The organism is Paenibacillus xylanexedens, assembly GCF_017874615.1.
Taxonomy (GTDB): Bacteria; Bacillota; Bacilli; order Paenibacillales; family Paenibacillaceae; genus Paenibacillus; species Paenibacillus xylanexedens.
In genome coordinates, this window is sequence record NZ_JAGIKV010000027.1 from 33,355 (window position 1) to 55,597 (window position 22,243).

General features: G+C 47.2%; 15 protein-coding genes. 14 read left to right on the forward strand and 1 reads right to left on the reverse strand.

Features of this window, described 5'->3' with window-relative positions:
* Positions 1-40: 40 nt before the first annotated feature.
* Both J2Z28_RS26335 and J2Z28_RS26340 read left to right on the forward strand, forming a co-directional pair.
* Positions 41-1,807: a sensor histidine kinase gene (locus J2Z28_RS26335; RefSeq protein ID WP_425325417.1), complete on the forward strand. Its 1,767-nt coding sequence runs from the start codon at positions 41-43 to the stop codon at positions 1,805-1,807.
* Positions 1,792-3,417 carry a response regulator gene (locus J2Z28_RS26340; RefSeq protein WP_127548518.1) on the forward strand — a complete coding sequence of 542 codons (1,626 nt, stop codon included), beginning with the start codon at positions 1,792-1,794 and terminating at the stop codon, positions 3,415-3,417. The genes J2Z28_RS26335 and J2Z28_RS26340 overlap by 16 nt, the downstream gene beginning before the upstream one ends.
* A 124-nt stretch (positions 3,418-3,541) precedes the next feature.
* Here J2Z28_RS26340 and J2Z28_RS26345 read toward each other — a convergent pair whose 3' ends face one another.
* Positions 3,542-4,309, reverse strand: coding sequence for a helix-turn-helix domain-containing protein (locus J2Z28_RS26345; protein WP_047842955.1), 768 nt, complete (start codon positions 4,307-4,309; stop codon positions 3,542-3,544).
* A gap of 274 nt (positions 4,310-4,583) precedes the next feature.
* Between J2Z28_RS26345 and J2Z28_RS26350 the strand changes: the two genes are divergently transcribed.
* The 12 genes from J2Z28_RS26350 to J2Z28_RS26400 all read left to right on the forward strand — a co-directional run bounded on the left by J2Z28_RS26350 (position 4,584) and on the right by J2Z28_RS26400 (position 21,979).
* Positions 4,584-5,939 (forward strand): extracellular solute-binding protein, encoded by a 1,356-nt coding sequence (locus tag J2Z28_RS26350; RefSeq protein WP_074095065.1) that lies wholly within the window; start codon positions 4,584-4,586, stop codon positions 5,937-5,939.
* A gap of 105 nt (positions 5,940-6,044) precedes the next feature.
* Positions 6,045-8,942, forward strand: a complete 2,898-nt coding sequence (locus J2Z28_RS26355; protein ID WP_211085074.1) for an extracellular solute-binding protein — start codon at positions 6,045-6,047, stop codon at positions 8,940-8,942.
* Positions 8,943-8,961: 19 nt separating this feature from the next.
* Entirely contained in the window at positions 8,962-9,918 is a 957-nt protein-coding gene (locus J2Z28_RS26360) for a carbohydrate ABC transporter permease (RefSeq protein ID WP_036615906.1), read from the forward strand.
* A 2-nt stretch (positions 9,919-9,920) separates the two neighbouring features.
* Positions 9,921-10,796, forward strand: a complete 876-nt coding sequence (locus J2Z28_RS26365) for a carbohydrate ABC transporter permease (protein ID WP_026081082.1) — start codon at positions 9,921-9,923, stop codon at positions 10,794-10,796.
* Positions 10,797-10,811: 15 nt separating this feature from the next.
* The gene (locus J2Z28_RS26370) at positions 10,812-12,275 is read left to right on the forward strand and encodes an NHL repeat-containing protein (protein ID WP_211085076.1); all 1,464 of its coding nucleotides are present in this window, start codon (positions 10,812-10,814) and stop codon (positions 12,273-12,275) included.
* Entirely contained in the window at positions 12,259-12,894 is a 636-nt protein-coding gene (locus tag J2Z28_RS26375) for a YIP1 family protein (protein WP_036670948.1), read from the forward strand. Before J2Z28_RS26370 ends, J2Z28_RS26375 begins: the two co-directional genes overlap by 17 nt.
* A 17-nt stretch (positions 12,895-12,911) precedes the next feature.
* Positions 12,912-15,488, forward strand: a complete 2,577-nt coding sequence (locus tag J2Z28_RS26380) for a DUF5696 domain-containing protein (protein ID WP_211085078.1) — start codon at positions 12,912-12,914, stop codon at positions 15,486-15,488.
* 53 nt (positions 15,489-15,541) lie between these two features.
* Complete coding sequence (locus J2Z28_RS26385) at positions 15,542-16,387, forward strand: carbohydrate ABC transporter permease (RefSeq protein WP_082219083.1); 846 nt, start codon at positions 15,542-15,544, stop codon at positions 16,385-16,387.
* Positions 16,388-16,404: 17 nt separating this feature from the next.
* Positions 16,405-17,352 carry a carbohydrate ABC transporter permease gene (locus J2Z28_RS26390; RefSeq protein WP_211085080.1) on the forward strand — a complete coding sequence of 316 codons (948 nt, stop codon included), beginning with the start codon at positions 16,405-16,407 and terminating at the stop codon, positions 17,350-17,352.
* 58 nt (positions 17,353-17,410) lie between these two features.
* Positions 17,411-17,545 carry a hypothetical protein gene (locus J2Z28_RS31580; RefSeq protein ID WP_280530860.1) on the forward strand — a complete coding sequence of 45 codons (135 nt, stop codon included), beginning with the start codon at positions 17,411-17,413 and terminating at the stop codon, positions 17,543-17,545.
* A gap of 81 nt (positions 17,546-17,626) precedes the next feature.
* On the forward strand, positions 17,627-19,333 hold the full coding sequence (locus J2Z28_RS26395) for an RICIN domain-containing protein (RefSeq protein ID WP_211085082.1): 1,707 nt from the start codon (positions 17,627-17,629) through the stop codon (positions 19,331-19,333).
* Positions 19,334-19,627: 294 nt separating this feature from the next.
* Positions 19,628-21,979, forward strand: coding sequence for a helix-turn-helix domain-containing protein (locus J2Z28_RS26400; protein ID WP_211085084.1), 2,352 nt, complete (start codon positions 19,628-19,630; stop codon positions 21,977-21,979).
* Positions 21,980-22,243: the final 264 nt, after the last annotated feature.

Here is a 22,243-nt window from a genome sequence, read left to right on the forward strand (position 1 = left end):
TTATTCTTACAAGGAACCCACTCAGCCTTTGGCATTGGAGGTGAATGCATTGATCAAGATCCCTGCTAAATCATGGTTTAACAGTATATTTGCGCGATTAATAATCACCTATCTGGTATTTGTACTCCCCCTTATTCTTCTTGGCGTGTATCTGTATCATTGGAGTTATGACAATGCAAGCCAGGAAATATCGTTGTCAACGGAAAGACGGTTGAACCAATATGTGGTGGAATTGAACAGAGAGATAGAATGGATGGAATTACAGCAGTTTGATATCGTTGAGGATCGAAAACTCAATCGTCTGGCCATTCTCTGGGACATGATGGATCAGGTTGAGCGGCGTGATACATTAAATTACCTGACTGAACGGCTCGCTTCATTCAAGAATAGCACTGCTTATATCAAAAACGTTCATGTACATATCCCTTCTGTTGGCAAGAGTATATCCGCGATCCAAGGCATCGATGATTTCGATAAAAGTTCTTACCTATATTTCAGTTCAGGCATGCAAGGAAAAGGTACACGTTTCACGGTGAAAGAGGACGCCTTGAACTTAAGTGCCGTCAGGCTGACAGGCACGAGAGGAGAACCCCCGCTTTTTGTCATTCAAGTGGAGCTGGATACATACCATTTTCAGAATGAACTCACACGGCTTAATTTGTACCCGGAGAGTTCAACTTTTCTGATTGAGGACAAAACGGGGCATGCCATCACAGATAAACATCAAGCTAGTGTTATTCTCGCGAATTACCGTGAGCACAGTGTAAAGGGTACACTTGATGGCTTTCGGATGAAGGTGGGGGACACCATGTACCATGTTAGTCAGTTGCATATGGACTCCCTGGGCTTATCCGTAGCTACATATCTACCCGAGGCAATTGTTACGAAGCCACTTAGCAAGTTCTATCATTGGGCTTGGCTGTTTGCAATTACATCATTTGTTGCCATCACGGCGTATCTCTATTCAAGTTACAAGTTAATTCATATCCCGTTGCTGTTGTTGGTGAAAAGATTCAAAAAAATGGAGGGAGGCATGCTTGATGTCCCCATTGCGCATAACCGAAAGGATGAATTCGGCTTCCTCTACACCCGTTTCAATCTAATGATTGAAAATCTTCAATCCCTTATCGATCGAGATTTTAAGAAAACATTGATGATGCAGCGGGCCGAGTTGAAACAGCTTCAATCGCAGATTAATCCTCATTTTCTGTACAATAGCTTCTTTATTCTGAATTCACTGGCAAGGACAGGAGAAACCGAACGTATTGAGCAATTCACGAACATGCTCGGAGAGTATTTCAGGTTCATTACGCGGAATGAAACAGACCATGTGAAGTTGAAAGTGGAAGTTGAGCATTCACGGATCTATACAGAGATTCAACAATTACGATTCTCCAGACGAATCAAAGTTGATTTTGGGTCACTACCTGCTGAGATGGAACATATTAAAGTTCCCAGACTCATTATTCAACCTATTATTGAGAATGCCTACGAACACAGCCTTGAAAAGAATACGGACTCCGGTCTTCTAATTATTGGGTTTAATATGGAAGGTTCATATGCCGAGATCACCGTAGAGGATAATGGTAATGAGTTGGAAGAGCAACACATTCAAACTCTTCAACAACGTTTGCATAAGGACGGAGGTACAGACGAAATGACGGCGTTAATAAATATTCATCGACGTCTGGTCCTGACGTATGGAGAAGGAAGTGGGCTTTTTCTATCCAGAAGTGAACTGCAAGGGTTAAAAGTCACAATTCGAATCCAGTGGAAAGAGGGGGAAAACGAATGTATCGACTTTTGATTGTAGATGACGAGGAGATTATTACGGATAGTCTCTATGAAACGTTCGCCAGACATATACCCGAACAGCTTGATGTATGTAAGGCCTACTCTGCAACAGAAGCATTGTCCTGGATGCAACGTTCGAGAATTGACATTGTTCTAACGGACATCCGTATGCCGGGTATGAGTGGGTTGGAACTGACAGAGCGGATTCAAGCCAGTTGGCCGAATTGTCGTGTCATTTTTCTGACAGGACATAGCGATTTTGATTATGCATATCAAGCTTTTCAGATGGCTAATGTGCGTTATTTGCTCAAAACGGAAGGTTATGACAAGGTGATGTCTGTTGTAGAAGATGTGATGGAAGAGATCCGGCAAAGTCACAGCATGGTTGAGTTGTTGGAACATTCTCATAAAGTTAATTCGCAGCTTGCACTGATACAGCAAAAAGAGTATTTACGGAAGTTACTTCAAGACTGTACAGCGGTTATAGATTCTACTATGCATATGCAGGACGAATTATCCAAACGAGATATAAGATTACAGATCAACTCGCCTGTTTATCTCATACTGGGTCGGTTCAATAATCTGCCAGAAAAAGGTTCGGACCTCACACAAGTTCAAGAATCTGTGCGCATTATCGGCTCTTCTCTGATGAATGAACGTACAGTGTGCGCAAGTGTAACGGACCATTATGGGGATACGATCTGGCTGCTTCAGCCGAAGCAGGAGGAAGAGATGACAAATGATAAACTTGTGCGATTTCTAGAAGGTACACTGGAACTGGTACAGGAAGCATGCATGGTCTCACTCGGCGTATCCATTGCTTTTTCATTAAGTAGTCGCAGTTGCAATTGGTCCGAGTTAACCAAACAATATGAACGTCTGAGATTACTCCAGTGGATGAAAATTGGGGATGGTGTATCCATGGTACTCACGGACCATCGTAATGATCTCTCATCTGATGTACCCAAAGAATCCATGCGGATCTCAAACCGGATCGAGATTATGTCAGGATATTTGGAAACGGGACGAATTCAGCCATTTTACGATATATTTGAGGAGCTTGCAGGAGAACTGATGCAACAGGATATTACGATGGAACGTGCCATGGAGACATACTACAATCTGGCCTTATTATTGCATTCAACGATTAATCGTTGGGGTCTTCAACAAAAGATCCCGGATCAAAGAAGCTTGCTGCACTTAGGGGAGTATACCTGCATGAAGGATGCAGTACAATTTCTATATCGTGCTGCCGATGAATTAGTCCGCTACAAAAGATCAAATGAACAGGAACGCGCTAACGTTGTCATTCATTCCTTATGCAGTTACGTCAAGGAGAACCTGGAGAAAGATCTCTCTCTGGTGAGACTGGCAGAACTTCATCATTTTAATCCATCCTATCTGTCGCGATTCTTTAAGCAGGAAATGGGAATAAACGTGTCAGAGTTCATTGACGACTGCCGAATACGGAAAGCCAAAGAATTGCTTCAGAACACAAATCTTATGGTGCGTGAGGTCGCACTTCAAGTGGGGTACGAGGCTGCCCATTCATTTACCCGACTTTTTAAGAAAATAACGGGAATGACTCCCCAAGAATACCGGGAATCCCTTTTGGTACGTTAACGGTAAATACTCTGGAATTGACCAAACCCAAACAACCACAAAAAAACGCAGGAAGTAGAATACATCCTGCGTTTTTTTGTGGTTATTATCTAATTGATAAACAAACCGATTCGGCGACCCACCTTTAGGCCGTGTGGATTTTTTGTCTTCTATAAGCATTGGGACTCGATCCGGCATACGCTTTGAACTTTTTATAGAACCAATCAATATCCTTATAACCTACCTCAATAGCAATCTCATATATTCGCAGATTCGTGGAAGACAACAACTGCTGTGCCTTTTCCATACGTTGCTGGAGCATATAATCATTGAAAGACATCTTCTCTTCCAGCTTGAACTTCTGTCCAAGGTACGCACAGTTAAAATGAAGCATGTCAGAGATCTTCTTCAGCGTGATTTCATCACTCAGATGATCCCGTACATAGGCCTTAACGATACGAATAACATGACTGGAGTGCATGGGTTTACCGTTCATTTGAACGGGTGTTTTGAAGAACGACGACGTTTTGTGTGCCGGGTCGGTTTCAAGGTGGGATCTAAGTCCATGCAGACTGTTAAGTAAAGAAGAAGGACTAACGGGATACGGGAGATAATCATTTACCTGATACGTCAGGGCTTTGCGTACAAACCTGAAGTGATCTCTTCCACCCATCAGGAGGATAGGTATCTGACTTTTTTTTCGAATGTCATTGCATAACCAGAGCCCCGCGGTATCAAACCTCTCTGTATGTACCATAACAAGGGAAAAGTCTCGTTCTGACAATGCGGTCAAAGCCTCGGCCGATGAGAACACACAATTTGCGATAGTATATTGAGCTTTGCTCCGTAGCAACATCTGTTGCAACTCTCCGCACAAACGACGGCTGAAATCCACAAGTAAAATATCATACATGAAGCAATACCTCACCTTCTGCTGAATTGTAATGCGCTAGATTAACTGAAATTTGACTTAATTTCATTATGGTAATAAAAGAAAGCGCATACAATGTGCATATTTTTGTAGACAGTGCATTTCTTTACCAATTAAAACCTATAATGAACTTTGCTCGTGCAAAATTACGCAAATCTATATTCAGTCCGGGTAAACATCTGTATTTCGGCAGGTTGTTTGCGCTTTCATTTGAACGATACACTGTGATAGCAAACGACAATCAGGGGGGAAGACGATGAGAAAAAACAAGTTCATGCTACTGAGCCTGGTATTTGCGGTCTTGTTGGTAATTGCTGCATGCAGTTCTGCACCTACCGCTCAACCCGAGCCGGAAAAGACAACACCACAGGAGGAACAAAAACCCGCGGAAACCGAGCCAAAGAATGAAAACTCCACGCCAGAAATGGACTTTGACATGGGTGGCAGAACGATCAAGGTTGTTGCTTGGTGGGACATGGAAATACAGGGGAACAACCCGGACAACATTCAACGCCTTGAGAATCTCGAAGCGCTGAAGAAAAAACACAACTTTAATATTGAATATGTTTCCATCGATTTTGGTGAATATCAGGAAAAAGTAGTTGCTTCCCTGATGGCCGGTGAACCGCTTGGCGATCTGGTGAGACTGGGCAAAAACTATGCCATTCCGGCATTGACCAAACAGGATCTGTTATGGCCGGTGGATGATTATATTAAAAACGACAAGGTATTCAACCAGAAAACAACCAAGGAATACATGCAGTATGAAGGCAAAGGTTACGGCTTTACCGAGGACCAGTCCTCGTTTATCAACGGGATTTTCTATAATCGCACACTCATGCAAGAGCTCGGCTTGAAGCCACTTCAGGAGTATGTGGATGCCGATGAATGGAACTGGGATACGTTTATCAGCGTTGCCAAGCAAGCGAACAAAGATCGAAACAATGATGGCAAGCTAGACACTTGGGGACTCGCTCAAACGGGCTTGCTGGAACCGATTCTGTATTCCAACGAGGCTTCTCTGACCAAAGAAGATAAGCAGAACCTGGAAGATCCAAAAACGAAAGAAGCGTTGAACTTCCTGTCCAAACTGGCTACCGAGAAGGTCGGCAGAGCTTCTGAGGGCGGCGATTGGACAGAGCCATCCACGTTCTTCCGTCAAGGCAACACCTTGATGTATTCAGGTGCCATGTACGAAGTTGAAGGTATTATGACGGATATGAAGGACTACGATATTGGTTTTGTACCGTTTCCAAAAGGTCCAAGTGCAACAGCGTATCACTCCGGTGAGTCACGTTACCAAGCTATAACGATTCCAAAAGCAGTAGAGAATCCGGAACAACTGATGTACATCTGGGAGAAAATTAATGAGATCGAATCGATCTATGAGTATCCGGGACAATCCACACTGGAGACACATCTGACCGATGAAGCAGATATCAACAACGCCAGAGAGGTTGCGGAAGGTATGTTGGTTCTCGACCATAACACATTCCCGTCCTTGCCGTTCTGGGATTTTGATGGGGAACTCAAAGAAGGGGTATCCGTATCTACGCTGATCGAGAAATACAAGGCTCCTTTCCAGGCTGCGATTGATGAGGTTTACAAATAAGTATCACGTTACACGGGCAGAACGCACCAGTGAAGGTGCGGTCTGTCCGGGTTAGTCAATCGTTCAGTTCTCTCAACGCTTATAGGAAAGGGGATACATTCAAACATGCGGTCACGTAAGAAAAAGGGACTAATCCTGGTGCTTGTCCTGGCCTTGGTGCTCTCCATATGGACACTATATCCATCGCGGGATCGTAATCCGGGAACGGTACATGCGCTTGAGGACTTTGAGGCGGTATCGGGAACCGAGGATTCATTCAGTTATGAGCATTATCTGACTGCTCATGACAATACGGCCAAACCGGATGAAATTGTACGCATCGAAGGCGAATCTTATGTTCAGGCAGAGGATGGGGAATTTGAGGTTGTGCAAGGGTACGCCGGATTAGACGGAAATGCCGTAATTACGCCGGAAACTGGAACCATTCGCTGGGATGTTCCCGTTCAAGTGAGCGGTTTGTACAACATTCGCATTCACTATTATCCCGTAGAAGGCAAAAGCTCCGGGATCGAACGCAGGCTTGAGCTTAATGGTAAGGTCCCGTTCAGAGGGGCCGATATTCTTCTGTTTGACAGGGTATGGGGGAATCGCGAGGATAACGTCCGGCAGGACGATCGTGGCAACGAGCTTAGACCAAGACAAGTGGAGCAGCCCGAATGGCAACTGACTTCCTTCAAGGACAGCGCAGGGTACTTCGAGGAACCGTTTCAGTTTTATTTTGAAAAAGGCAGTCAGAAGTTATCGCTCACCTCATTAAGAGAAAGCATGGCGATCGATTATATTGAGCTGTATCAAGAAAGCGAAGTTCCTTCCTATGCAGAGCTGGAGCAGACCTATGCCTCACTCGGCTTGAAACAATCGGCTCCTGTCATGCTGAAAGTTCAGGGGGAGGAAGCTGTTAGCAAATCATCTCCTACACTGGCACCAATCTCGGACCGATCAAGTCCTTCACTCGAGCCTTATAATGTATCGAAAATTCGGATGAACGCCATCGGGGGCATTAACTGGAAACTGCCGGGCGAATGGATTGAATGGGAAATTGACGTGCCTGAAGACGGACTGTATCAACTGGCGCTTAAGGTGAAACAGGATCAATTGCGTGGCATCTATGCCACCCGCAGTCTGACGATTAACGGCGAAGTTCCATTTAAGGAAATGAAACGCATTCGATTTAACTACAGCCCGGCCTGGCAAACTCAGGTCTTGGGTTCGGGAGAGGATCAGCCATATCAGTTTCATCTGGAAAAAGGAAAACATCGAATCCGAATGACGGTTACACTTGGCGACATCGCTCCGCTGCTGCGGACCGTGGAATCCAGCGTGCTGGAACTGAATGAGATGTATCGCAAAATATTAATGATCACCTCCAACAGTCCAGACCCACTGCGGGATTACCAGCTGGAACGGCGTATTCCGGAGATGATGGAGGTGTTTGAACGACAAGCTGACACCTTGCGTTCCGTTGCAGATTACCTAGAAAAGGCCACGGGTGAGCAAAGTGACAAAGTGGCCGTACTGCACGCTATGGTATTGCAGCTTGAAGATATGGCGGCCAGACCAGAGACGGTTCCAAAACGACTGGATACGTTCAAAATTAATGTAGGCGGTCTCGGCACATGGATACTATCGGTACGTGAACAGCCGATTACGTTGGATTACCTTGTTGTATCTCCGCCAGGTGAATCGCTGCCAAAAGCGGAAGCGAGCACCGTCCAGCAGGTGAAGCACGAACTGGGCGCATATGTTGCCTCGTATACCGAAGATTACGACAGTATTGGTAACGTGGAACAAAAGAAGGATGCCATCACCGTATGGATCACGACCGGACGGGATCAGGCCCAAGTACTGAAAGGCATGATCGACGATTCGTTTACCCCCGATACGGATGTATCTGTGCAGTTACGTCTCGTTCCGCCTAATATTTTGCTGCCCGCAACACTCTCGGGAGAAGGACCGGATGTTGCCATGCAGATGGGCGAAGACATTCCGGTGAACTATGCGATGAGGAATGCAACAGCGGATCTGAGCCAGTTCCCCGATTTCGAGGAAATTTCGGGCAGGTTCCGTGAAAGCGGATTGACACCTTACCGCTATAACGACGGGGTATATGCCCTTCCGGAGCAACAGCATTTTCCAATGCTCTTTTACCGCAAAGATATTCTGAATGAACTGGGCCTCGAACCGCCGAAAACGTGGCAAGACGTATATAACGCCATCGCCGTGCTGCAGAAGCATAACATGGAGTTTTATCTGCCGATTGAGGATACGCTGAACAATGCCAACCTGGTTCCGAATTCAACCTTTGCGATGTTGTTATATCAGAATGACGGAACGTTCTACACCGAAGACCAGAAGAAAAGTGCACTGGATTCGGAGATTTCAATGGACGCGTTCAAGCGCTGGACGCAATTTTATACCAATTACAAGTTTCCGCTCAAAGCCGATTTTCCGAACCGCTTCCGTACCGGGGAAATGCCGATCGGAATTGCTGATTACACCACGTATAACATGCTGACGGTTATGGCTCCGGAAATCCGCAATCTCTGGGACTTTACGATTGTTCCGGGTACACAGCTTCCGGATGGGTCCATACGGCATGAAGTGGCCAGCGCTACGAGCGCGGTGATGATGCTCGAAAATGCTGACAACAAGGAAGCGGCGTGGAAGTTCATGAAGTGGTGGACTGCTGAGCAGACCCAGATTGAATACGGGAGAGAAATGGAAGGTCTTATGGGAGCGGCTGCCCGTTACCCGACGGCCAATATCGAAGCCTTGAAGCAATTGCCTTGGCCTGTGAAGGATTATCAAAATCTCGAGAAGCAATGGGAATGGGTACAGGGAATCCCGCAGCTTCCTGGAGGTTATTTCACGGGACGACATCTGGACAACGCCTTCCGCAAGGTGGTCAATGCAAATGAAAATCCGCGTGAAGCCTTATCGGACTATGTCTTGTACATTGATGATGAAATTGAGTTGAAACGCAAGGAATTTAATCTGAAATAGAGGAAAGGGAGGGTAACGGTTGCAAGCTAAAACTACCAAGACAGCCGCCGCTCCTGCCGTCCATACCCGCCAGGTCGGCTGGTGGTCCCTATTGAAGCGGGATCTGTATCTCAGCAGGCATTATTATGTATTGATGGCACCGTTTATGCTGATTTTTTTCATGTTTACTGTCATTCCGGTCGGCATTTCACTCGGGCTCAGCTTTTTTCACTTCAATATGCTGGAGCTGCCGCGATTTGTCGGCTGGCAGAACTATTCCCGGCTTTTCCTGAACGATGACGTCTTTCTGATCGCGCTCAAAAACACGCTGCTTTTTGCCGTAATTACAGGCCCTCTCAGTTATATTGCCTGCTTTTTGTTTGCGTGGATCATCAATGAGCTGTCTCCTAAAATTCGGGCGGTCATGACGCTGGTTTTCTATGCCCCATCCATATCGGGTAACGTCTTTTTCATCTGGCTGATCATCTTCTCGGGTGACAGCTACGGGTATATGAACGGCTTCCTGATGCGCCTTGGCGTCGTACTGGAACCAATCCAATGGCTCGCAGACGAGAAGTATGTACTGGCAATCGTCATTATTGTACAGCTGTGGCTGAGCCTGGGAACCAGCTTCCTGGCCTTTATTGCAGGACTGCAAACCATTGATCGTTCTCTGGTTGAAGCAGGAACAGTAGACGGGATCAAAAACCGCTGGCAAGAGCTCTGGTACATCACCTTGCCTTCGATGAGACCGCAGCTGATGTTTGGTGCGGTAATGCAGATTACCGCTTCCTTCGCCGTAGCTGAGATCTCCATCGCACTGGCAGGTTTCCCGAGCGTAAACTATGCGGCACACACAGTTGTCACACATCTGATGGACTTCGGAACCATTCGTTTCGAGATGGGCTATGCCTCCGCAATCGCAACGGTCCTGTTTGCCCTGATGCTGGGTACAAACGTTTTCACGCAAAAAATGCTTAGAAAGATAGGTGAATGACGATGACCAGCAAAGTACGTGCCGTGTTTGGCATGCCAAAAAGGCTTAATCGGTCATTTACCGTCAGCCTGATGTTATTTGCATTGCTGGGCGTGTTCGGCTCCTTTATGGTGCTTCCGCTCATCTATGCTGTTAACAATGCATTCAAGCCGCTGGATGAGCTGTTTATTTTTCCGCCGCGCTTCTGGGTGAACAATCCGACAACGGAGAATTTTGCCGATCTGATCAACCTCATGGGCAATTCGTGGGTGCCGTTATCCCGCTATATTGCCAACACATTGCTCATTACGATACTTGGCACAGCGGGACATATTCTTCTTGCATCTGCAGCGGCTTATCCGCTGGCGAAGTATCGTTTTCCGGGTTCCAAAGTGTTGTTCACCATTGTCATTCTGTCCCTGATGTTCTCGCCGCATGTTACGGCGATTCCGAACTACATGGTCATGTCCTGGCTTGGCTGGATTAACACTCATGCCTCCATTATTGTGCCATCACTTGCGTTCTCGCTGGGACTTTTCCTGATGAAACAGTTCATGGAGCAGATTCCCGATGCTTTGCTGGAGGCAGCCAAAATCGACGGAGCCAATGAATACCGGATATTTTGGAGCATCGTGATGCCCAATGTGAAGCCGGCATGGCTCACACTCATGATCCTGCAGTTTCCAGCGTTATGGGGAACGGATGGCGGGAGTTTCATTTACAGTGAAAATCTCAAAACGCTGCATTATGCGCTCAGTCAGATTGTGCAAGGAGGGATTGCAAGAGCGGGTGTAGGTGCGGCTGTTGCCTTGCTGCTGATGATCGTACCGATCACCCTGTTTATCATCTCTCAGAGTAGTGTTATGCAGACGATGGCCACTTCGGGCATGAAAGAATAGAAAGGAGGCAGCGAGGTGCGGAGAAGCACATGGAAAAAACGTAAATCGATCATCATGGGCATGATCTGCCTCCTGTTGTTCGTTCAAGAGGCGCCCTTCGTGAGTGCAGACGGGAAAACGGATGCGTATCATTATTCCTTCTGGGGTGACACAGTTCCTTCACCGGCGGCATATGAGGCAACAACCATTATCACCGGCAAGAAGTTGAACACAACTCCTATGAAAGAGCCGAGTGACATGCATGTTACCGCCAATCAGCACGTCTTTGTGCTCGATTCGGGCAATGGCCGCATCATTGAGATGGATCGCAACTTCAAGCTGGTACGGACGATTGATTCATTTGAGCAGGAAGGCAAGGAAGATCATTTTAAGAATCCACAGGGATTGTACGTCACGGAAAAAGGCCATCTGCTGGTCGCAGATTCGGATAATCATCGGGTGGTGCATCTGGATGAACAGGGGAAGCTGGTCAAGATCGTGTCTGAACCAAAATCGGATCTGCTTAAAGCAGACTTCCAGTTTAAACCGATGCGGATTGTTATGGACAAGGGGGAGCGTATCTACGTCATGGCCGAAGGCGTATTTGATGGATTCATGGAGTTCAGCGCCGATGGTACGTTCTCTTCCTTCATTGGAGCGAACAGAGTTCAGGTGGACCCGGTGGAGTATCTGTGGAAGCGGTTTGCAACACGGGAGCAGCGGAGTCAGATGGTGATGTTCACTCCAACGGAATTTACCAATCTGGATATGGATGAAGAGGGCTTTATCTACGCCACTAGCGGGGATCGCGGCAAAGATCCGGTCAAAAAGCTGAATGCCCAGGGTACAGACATTTTGCGCAGAGAAGGCTATCAGACTCCGCAGGGTGATTTGCTGTATACCCAGGAAGCGGGGCCATCCCGCCTGATTGATGTGGATGTGGGTGACAGTGACATGTATTCCGTACTGGATTCCAGCAAGGGCCGAATCTTCACCTACAATGGAGACGGATACCTGCTCCATATTTATGGCGGCATCGGGAACCGCTTGGGCCAATTTAATACACCTGTTGCACTGGAACGTGCGGGAGACCGGATGTTAGTTCTGGATAAAGCGCTGGGTGAAATCACCGTCTTTCAAACAACTGAATACGGACGTACACTCCACGAAGCGGTGCGCAGCTACTATAACGGTGATGAAGCTCAATCTTCGGTGCTGTTTTCCCAAGCTGCCGAGATGAACGCTAACTTGGAATATGCGTATGCGGGAATTGGCAAAGCATTGCTTCGTCAGAAGGAATACGCCGAGTCTGCGAAATATTTCAAGCGCAGCATGGAGCCCAAAGGGTATTCCAAAGCTTTTCTTTTGTACCGCAAAGAGCTGATGCGTGAGCATTTTTCATGGATGATGTCCGGTATATTCCTGGCTGTCGCTGCGATTGTCACCGTCATCATCGTTCGCAGGCAGAAAAGGAGGACTACGAATGCAGGCATCAAGTAAGCAACTATACCAGTACCCGCTGCATCTGATTTTTCATCCGTTTGACGGATACTGGGAATTGAAGTATGAACGGAACCAGAGAAACTCACTGCTGATTGCTTTCATGATCCTGGTGCTTCTGGTCATCACCAAAATTTTGCATGCCCAGTACAGCGGTTTTCTCATTAATCTCAGTAATCCAAAGTACCTGAACAGTCTGCTCGAAATGTTATATGTCATTATACCGGTACTGTTTTGGTGTGTGGCTAACTGGTCGTTAACCACATTGATGGACGGGGAAGGCAAGTTCTCCGAAATTTTCATGTCAACGTGTTTTGCACTGGTACCGTTGTTACTCATTCATTTTCCATGGATCTGGCTGAGTCTTGTGATCTCTGCGCAGGAAACTGCCTTTTATTATTTCTCCAATGCACTCGCCGTTGCGTGGACGGTATATCTGTTATTTGTGGGGAATATGACGGTTCATCAGTACACACCAGCCAAAACGGTGCTCACGATGCTGCTGACACTTGTAGCGATGGCGTTTATGGCATTTCTGTGCCTGTTATTCTTCAGTCTTGTACAGCAGATTGTATCGTTTGTCGTAACCATCTATCAGGAATTAGTGCTTCGGGGCTAAGGGAGGAGGAAATTGTTATGAATTATACCGTAGCCAAAAAAATAACAGGAATGCTGCTCGCGGGAAGCCTGCTTCTTGGCGGTTGTCAATTCTCGCCAACACCGCTCGCTCACGAGACAGTGACTGCCGCAGATCCGACGGACTTTCCCTCCCTGCCTCCCGGAGAGAAACTGAAATCATCGTTCAGCGATGTCCGCCTTCCCGGCATGGTAGGCATTGCGCAGAATGCTGCGCTGCAATTGTTCATTAACGAAGAGACTGCCGAAATTGCAGTGATTCACACGCAGAGCGGCCAGATCTGGCGCAGCAATCCTGCAGATCGTGAGCAGGATGGGGTTGCAGCCGGGATAAACAAAGACCTTTTGTCATCACAAACGAAGCTCAGCTTCTTCAACAGCCTCGGACAGAGCAGCACCGTGAATTCCTTCACGGATAGTGTTGCACACAAGCAAATAAGCTACGAGGTGCTGCCAAGCGGCGTGCGGGTCCACTACCAGTTTGGAAGCACTGAGCGATCCATAGAAGACTTGCCGATGAAGATCAGCAAGGAGCGATTTGAACAAAAGCTGCTTGCACAGCTAGACAAGGCCGGGCAACGGGCCTTGAAGGTCGGCTATGCGGAAGACAAGGATGAAGGCGCTTACGTCCGGATTGATAAGGCGATGCAAGGATTGCAATTGTCCCGGGCCTTGAAGGCTTTTGACACGGCCGGTTACACATCGGAGGATCTGGCTCAGGATCATGCCGAGTTCGGCATTGAAGAGGAACGAAGTGGACCACGGCTGTTTATGCTTACGATGGAATATGAGCTGGATGGAGAGGATCTGCTTGTACGTGTTCCGTCCTCAGGCATTCATTTTCCAGAGGAATATCCGATCAACAGCATATCTGTAATGGATTACTTCGGGGCCGGGGGTTCAGAAGAAGAGGGCTCCATACTGGTGCCGGACGGTTCGGGAGCGCTGATCCATTTTAACAATGGCAAGCTGCAGTATCCTGCCTATCAACAAGATATATACGGACCGGATATGACCATGAAACTACGGGAAGCAAGTTCGAATGAAGCCAGAGCCAGGTTGCCGGTATTTGGACTGATTCGGAAAGAGGGAGCTTTCCTGGGCATTATTGAAGAAGGGGATGCCGTTGCAGTTGTGAATGCCGATATCAGCGGCAAACTGAACAGTTACAACAACGTATATCCAAGCTTCTATGTAGTGAACAAGAGCGATGTGACGCTTCAGGCAAGTGATATGGTTCGTACACTTCCGAAATTCCAGAAGAAACCGACCGCGTCCGACTTCGTCGTTCGATATGCTTTTGTGGGGGCGGATAAGGCCTCGTACTCGGGGCTTGCATCTCTCTATCGGGATTATCTGATGCAAAACGGCGGACTTCCCGAGCTGAATGCCAGCAAGGAGCAGAGTAACGTTCCCTTTTATCTGCAACTGTTCGGCGGCATGACAACAAGGCAGCATATGCTGGGCATACCGTATGATTCAACAGAGGCTTTGACCACGTTTGATGAAGCCAAAAACATTCTCTCCGCCTTAACGGAGAAGAAGGTATCCAATATTCAGGTGCGCTACGCGGGATGGCTTAACGGCGGACTTCATCATCGACTGCCGGATTCCATCCAAGTAGATGGCGCGGTAGGCGGGAAAAAGGGATTGCGGGAATTCAGCGCATACACACAAGAAGCGGGCATCGGTTTCTATCCCGATATCGCTCTGCTGAATGTGCAATCCAAAAAAGGGTTTAAACCGTCCAAAGAAGCTTCACGCACATTAACTCAGGAACCGGCGGTCTTGTATCCGATGAACCAGGCCATCCAGCGGCGGGACCGGGATCGTTCACCATCCTATGTGCTTTCGCCCAACATGCTGGAAGACGTGACGGCAGACATGTTAGATGAGCTGAGGTCCCTTCAAAAGGATGGACTGTCACTAAGTCTGAATGATCTGGCAGCTCAGTTAAACAGCGATATGAATCCGAAAAAGCTGGTGGACCGAACACAAGCGCTTGGCTCCGTGAAGAAGGTACTTGAACAGATCGGGCAGCAGGCTGGCTCGCTTGTTGCTGAAGGCGGGAACGCTTATGCCCTGCCGTATGTAACTGGTCTGACAGATGCGCCGATGACCAGCAGTCGTTTCAAGCTGGAGGATGAAGAGATTCCGTTCTATCAGCTCGTTGTACACGGTAGCATCGGTTATACGGGGACGCCATACAATCTCTCCACATATACCAATGCAAGGCAATATGTGCTGAAGCTGATTGAATATGGAGCCAGTCCTTACTTTGCATGGTTCAATGCGCCAAACCATGTGGTGAAAGAAACGGATTATGATGATCTCTACGCGGCGAATTATGAACAATGGATCGATCTGGCTGCCGAGATCTACAACGAGGTGAACCAGGTGAACCAACCGTTTGCCGGACGTTCCATGATGTCCCATGAATCTCTGGAGGAGGGCGTCTTCCGGACAACATATGAAGGTGGCGGGTTCGTAATCGTCAATTATAACGACTTCCCTGTAGAAGTTGACAACGATACAGTGGAAGCCCAAAGCTATGTGACTGGTGGTGAGCAGCTCTGAAGACGCTCCTGAAATGGAAATGGGGAAGTCGTACGTATGCTCAGCAGAAAGCCATGTGGGGCGTAATCTACGTGCTTCCCTGGCTCATTGGTTTTGTGTTGTTTTTCTTCATTCCGCTGTTAGCCTCTCTGCGATACAGCATGAGTACAATTCAGGCTAACGCGGAAGGCATAGCAATTCAGTTCAACGGTGTTGCCAATTATATTCAGGCGCTGACCGTCAATACAAGCTTTAACCGTGCGTTAATTGAGGCGATCACAGACGTGCTCATCAACGTACCGCTTATCGTTATATTCAGTCTGTTCCTTGCCGTCATCCTGAATCAGAAGTTCAGGGGCCGGGCTGTAGCGCGGTCGATCTTTTTCCTGCCCGTTATTCTGGCATCGGGAGTGATTATGACACTGGAGAGCACCAGCCTGATTGAAGCGGTTAATCAGAGCAGCACAGGTGGAAGCTCACTCGGGACATTTGAGCTCGAAAATCTGATGGTTAACGCCGGAGTGAGCGATTGGATCGTAACGTATCTGAGCAGCGCCGTAGATCGGATCTATCAGATCGTCAGTCAATCCGGTGTACAGATTTTGATCTTTTTGGCAGGGATCCAGACGATTTCCCCTCAACTGTATGAGGCTTCGAAGATGGAAGGGGCAACGGGGTATGAAGCCTTTTGGAAGATTACGTTCCCAATGGTCAGCCCGCTTATTTTTGTCAATGCGATCTATACAATCATTGATTCGTTTGCCAATAACGCCATGACGGAACTGATCCGGGATACCGGCTTCGTCAAATTTGACTTTGGATTAAGTTCTGCCATGGCATGGGTCTACTTTCTGGCCATTGCCATCATTCTGGTTATCGTAAACATCATTTTCTCGAAGCGAGTCTTCTATCAAGATTAGAAAGGAGGGTGTCCCACGTGACAACATCACGATTATTATCGCTGGAGCATTGGAAAGGCTGGCTGTGGGCCATGATCCGATTCGTTCTGATTACCGGGCTTTCCTTCGTTATCCTGTTTCCCATATTTCAGAAGGTTTCCACATCCATCAAAGCTAAAGGTGATCTGTATTCGGCAGTGGTGGTGTGGATTCCACAGAACTTCTCCATCGACAATTTCAAAGAGGCCATACGCGTAATGGATTACTGGGCAACGCTGTTTAATACGTTTGCCCTGTCTGCAACGACTACACTGCTGACTACAGCATCTTGTGCACTTGCAGGATACGGATTCGCCAGACTGAAATTCAGGGGAAGCAACTGGCTGTTTGCTGGTGTAATTCTGACGATTCTTGTACCGCCGACGACCATTCTCATTCCGGTATACCTGAATCTGAAAAGCTTTGATCTCATGGGGCTTATGACGCTTATAGCCGGCAAACCTGTTAATTTGCTTAATACCTATTGGCCGTTTATTCTGACGGCGATTACGGCTAATTCACTTAAGGCCGGTTTGTACATCTTTATCTTCCGGCAATTCTTCAGAGGTATTCCGAAGGAAGTGGAGGAGGCGGCCTATGTGGACGGCGCGAGCATCGGACGAACATTTTCAAGAATCATGCTGCCCAATGCCATTCCGTCCATGGTAACAGTCATGCTGTTTTCCTTCGTATGGCAGTGGAACGACAGCTTCTATACGACGACTTATCTGACTTCAAGTAAAGTCATGTCGACCCAGTTATCGTCCCTTCCGTATAATCTGGCCCAGCAGGTTACCGACGGTGCAGCTTCCCAGGCCGATCCGTTCTATCTGAGCATGATCCAGGATACAGGAATTCTTCTTGCTATTCTGCCTTTGATCGTCATCTATTTGTTTGTGCAACGATATTTCGTAGAGAGTGTAGAGCGTACGGGAATCGTCGGTTAAGTTAAGTTCTTCTGTACGTTTGGAGTGGGATCAGACTGGAAGAGGGAGGAGGAACTTCATGCAACATTCCATCTTTGAAAAGGGGGCATGTAACGATCTCATGAACGGCTGCTCACAGCAGAACCGCGATCCTTCCCTGCGCAGGATCCCCCTACTGGTGTGGAACGGGCTGCGTGAGCGGGCGCCGACCTGAGCGATCTGTTTGATCAGAGATACTCTGACGGAGCATACTCGCGTTATTGCAAGGCAATATATCAGATCAGGAGGAATTATAGTGAAGAAGTTCATGACATCTTGTAAACTTGTACTCATTCTGGCTTTATTGATCACAATTGCTCCATGGGGAGGCAGCCGCGCCGAAGCATGGGTGGGCATGCCGATGGGCAAGCTTCACGTAAACGGCAAAAACCTGGTGAACAGCAACAACCAGCCTGTGCTTCTGGACGGTTGGCATCAACCTTCAGGGGCCTACTGGACATATCAGGATAGCAATTATTATCTCAATCTGCACGGCAATAACCGTCATGCAGCTACACTGGCTTATCTGAAAGACATTACCGATACTTTTGCTGACACCAGCCCGAAATACGGAAGCAATCATGGCTGGAATATGAATCAGGTACGTCTGTTCATCGATCGTCAGGACATGGGAGATGTGGCTGCTGGTACATATAACTTTGCCGGTGTGCAGACCGTTACGCAAAATGTAATTATTCCGTACATTCAATATGCCAAAACAAAAGGTGTCTATGTTGTCCTGGGACTGGACTTCACATTGAAGGATGATCAGGCAACAACACCTGCCAACCTGCAAAAATTCAACGAAATCTGGGGTTATCTCGCTTCACGCCCGGAGATCAAAAGTGCAGACAACGTTCACTTCGAACTGGTCAACGAACCGGTGAAATCCTATGCCAATGGACATTGGGGTGGATACAACGGGGAAAATGACTTTGTGGATCACTGGAATGATTTGCGTAATTTCCAAAATTCCATGATTTCAACAATTCGCAGCAAAGGTGCGGACAACGTCATCTGGGCGGCAGGTCTCGGATACAACCAATTTTACAGCTTGACGGCAAGCCATCCATTGACTGATCCGCTCAATAACTATGGATATGCGGTTCACTGGTACCCTGGTTATGGCGCATATGACAACTTCTCTATCCTGCAAGACCAGTGGAATACCAACGTGAAGGCAGCCGCTGACAAATATCCGATTAATATTACCGAGGTAACCTGGTTCAAAAACAAACCTGGCGATTCGGCCTATTGGAACTTGTTTAATGGTAGCAATGAAGGTTTTGGCACCAATACCAAAACGATTTTCAACGCATCAGGTAATGTCAGCATTGCAGCTCATATGAACGGATTCATTCTAAGTGAAGGACCACGAAGCTCCTTTGCCGACCCAACGGCTGGACTGAAATGGGATGGAGATGCTTCACGGAGTGCCATGGGACGATTCCTGTTCAACTGGTACCATGAACGTGCTCAGACTTACCCGGGCAGTGGACAAGGCGGCGGACCGACAACGGGTCTTGTATCCGGTGCAACTTATAAAATCGTAGCCCGGCATTCCAACAAAGTTGTTGATGTTCCTGGTGGTCAAAATGAAAATAATCTTCAGCTCCAGCAGTGGAGCGATCTGGGAGGTAACCCTCAGAAGTGGGTTCTGACTTCGATCGGTAACGGCAACTATACACTGACAAGTGTGAACTCGCCGGACAAAGTCATCGACATTCGCAACGGTACCCTCACCAATGGGGAAGCGGTTCAACTCATGAGCAATCTGAACACAACCGCTCAGCATTTTAAGGTCAACGATCTTGGTAACGGGTACTGGAGTATCATCAACGTGAACAGCAATAAAGCGATTGAAGTGGCGAACGCTTCCACTTCGGATGGAGCCCAGCTGCAACAGAACACCTACACAGGTGCTACAAACCAACAATGGAAATTTGTTGCCGTTAGCAATTAATAAGCACAACGTTAAACAACAACCTCCCCAAGTCATTCCATGTCTTGGGGAGGTTCTTTGCGTTTATTTTTGATACTTTGTGATGGATGTCATGCGAAGGTAAAATACAACTATATTTGTGCGCTAACCCACAGAGCAACAATTATTTTCATGCAAGCATTGTACGCTGCAGTATGCAAATGTACCATAAGGAAGAAGTTGTACCTTCACCAGGAAGAAATGCCCGGTGTATCATTGAACAGCTACCTTATCACAGAGAAATGTAAGCGCTTGATAAAAAAAGGGAGGGTACATATGCAGCTCCTATGGTCCAAATTTTCACCCGTGTTCCGCCGATTCCTCATTTCGTATCTTGTCATTCTGATGATTCCTCAAATTGCGGGATATGCCTCTTACCGAGCTTCCATTGAAGCAGCCCGTTCCAGCTCCATTGAGAACAGTTTGAAGTCGCTGAGTCTTGGCAAAGAGATCATTGAGCGAAATCTTCTTCAAGTCGAAGCTTTTACCAGACAGCTTGCCGTCAATCCCGATTTACAAAATTTAATTGCTGGGCCAAAGCCACATGATCTCTACAATGTCTACGGTATGAACCGTATGCAGCGGAGCCTCTCCATGTACAGCAGTACCAATGATTACTTGTCCCATTTCTTCATTCACATTCCGAACTACAATGCTATCATAACACCAAGAACCGTGTATTATCGTCCAGAGCATTATTATGCTGCCAATCAGCTGGACGGTATGTCGTTTGAACAATGGCATGACCAAATTCTCAAACAACCACACTTTAATGAAATCATACCGCTTCGAAACTATAAACGTGAAATACTCGGCACTGTGCTTGCAGACGTTCCCGCCATTACGTTTCTGCAATCTCTGCCTTTGAACAGCTTCAACAAACCGCAAGCAACGATTGGTGTCATGATTGATCAGGATCAGATGGCCAGCCTTACTCAAAATATTGTGGATCAATATGGCGGCTGGACTCTCGTCACCGATGCGGAAGGGCAGATCATTTTCTCCCTTGGCATTGAACAGGCCGAGGCCGAGCAAATGGCACAGAGTCATCGGAGAGAAGGTAATGCTGCGGAAACGGAGCTGAACGTGCAGAACGTACAGCCTGGAAGCGATGGTCGGCTGCTGATATCGATACAGTCCAGTCAAAATGGATGGAATTACATGGCAGGGATTCCGGAGAAAGCACTCATGACAAAAGCAGACCAAATCAAACAGGTCACGCTGGCCTTTACTTTGGCAACCATTGCCTTGGGACTGCTGTTCGGGCTGGTTCTGGCCTATCGGAATAGTGCACCCGTATACAGATTGTTGGCCTCTTTTCGGGAACAAATCACCGATTCCCCGGACAGACGGGGCAATGAATATGATTTTTTGGCAAGCCATATTAACAATCTCATTGCTAATAATGACTCACTTAAAAACGCCATGAATGAGCAGATTCCGTTATTGAGAGACGGTTTTATCAAACGTTTGTTAATCGGAGAAGTCTATACCTCACTTGAGTTGGAGGTTATCTCATCCCAGGCGCACATTTCTCTTCATAGCAGCAAGGGCTTGGCAGGCTTAGTGAAGGTAAACGGATATGCCAATCCGGACAGTGAAGAAACGATCCATGAACTGGGTGTCGCAAGGCTGCTCATCAAACAAGTACTTACAGAATGGAATGCGCAGCTGCTGATCACGGATTGGGGAACAGACCAGATCGCTTTTGCCTGTCCATTGGATGAGAACTCACTGAATGAAGCTATAGGGAGATGTGAAAAAGAGCTGAACACCTTGATGGAAGTGATCTACCGGGAGCATAGGATATCTACAACTATTGGCACAGGTGCAGCTTATGAGGTCTGGAATGATGCAGGGCGTTCCTTTGACGAAGCCAAACAAGCTCTGGATTATGCCATTCATATGGGAACAGATCATCTGGTGAGATTTGAAGATACGATGAAGGAAAATGAAATGTTCTATTATCCAATTGAGTCTGAACAGCGCCTGCTGAACACAATCAAAGTCGGGGAGCCTGAAGAGGCGATACGCATTTTGGAGCAATTGTTTCTTCGTAATTTAGAAGAGCGGGAACTGTCCTACGAGATGACACAGCAGTTCATCATGGAGCTGAAGGGGACTTTTCTGAAGCTGGACGAACCCAAATTCAAGCTGGATGCCTCCCTGCTGGAGGAATATAAAACTCGGGTGACATCCATTCAGATGACAGAAACGATTACTTCGCTGCGTGCAAAATTCAAACGGTTAACAGAAGACATCTGCGGTGATTTCCAGAGAAGAAGAGCAGGAGCACATGCGGATACTGTAAGCGAAATGATTTGTTTTATCCAACAACATTATGGGGATGCAAACTTGACGATCTATCGGATTGCGGAGCACATGAGCAAGTCCGAGAAGTTTATATCCCAACTATTCAAAGAACATACGGGAGAGAATCTTTCCGATTATGTAGAACGGGTACGCATCGATGCTGCCTCGAACTTGTTGCACTCCACCGGTCAGACCATTGACGAGATAGCGGAGGCCACCGGTTATAACAGTGCACATTCATTCCGCCGAGCTTTCAAGCGGGTACGCGGCATTTCTCCGAGTGTGTTTCGGAAAATGGACGTTCATAGCGGTTAATGTAGGCTGTTTCTCAGGAACTATATTCGCTTTTTGTACTTTCTCAGCGTAACTGTACCTTTACGCATCCCCAGCGCAATCTTATGATTACTCAAAAAGTAAGCGCTACCAAGTTAAACTGAAGTTCAGCACGATTGGGAGCCAAGAATGGGGGGATGATTCTGAGAACCACAATGACCAGTGAATCAAAGTCCGTGGAGAAACCAAGTAAACCGTTTGCCTTAAAGCGAGCTTTATCCAGAAGCTGGAGGCGACATTGGCAGC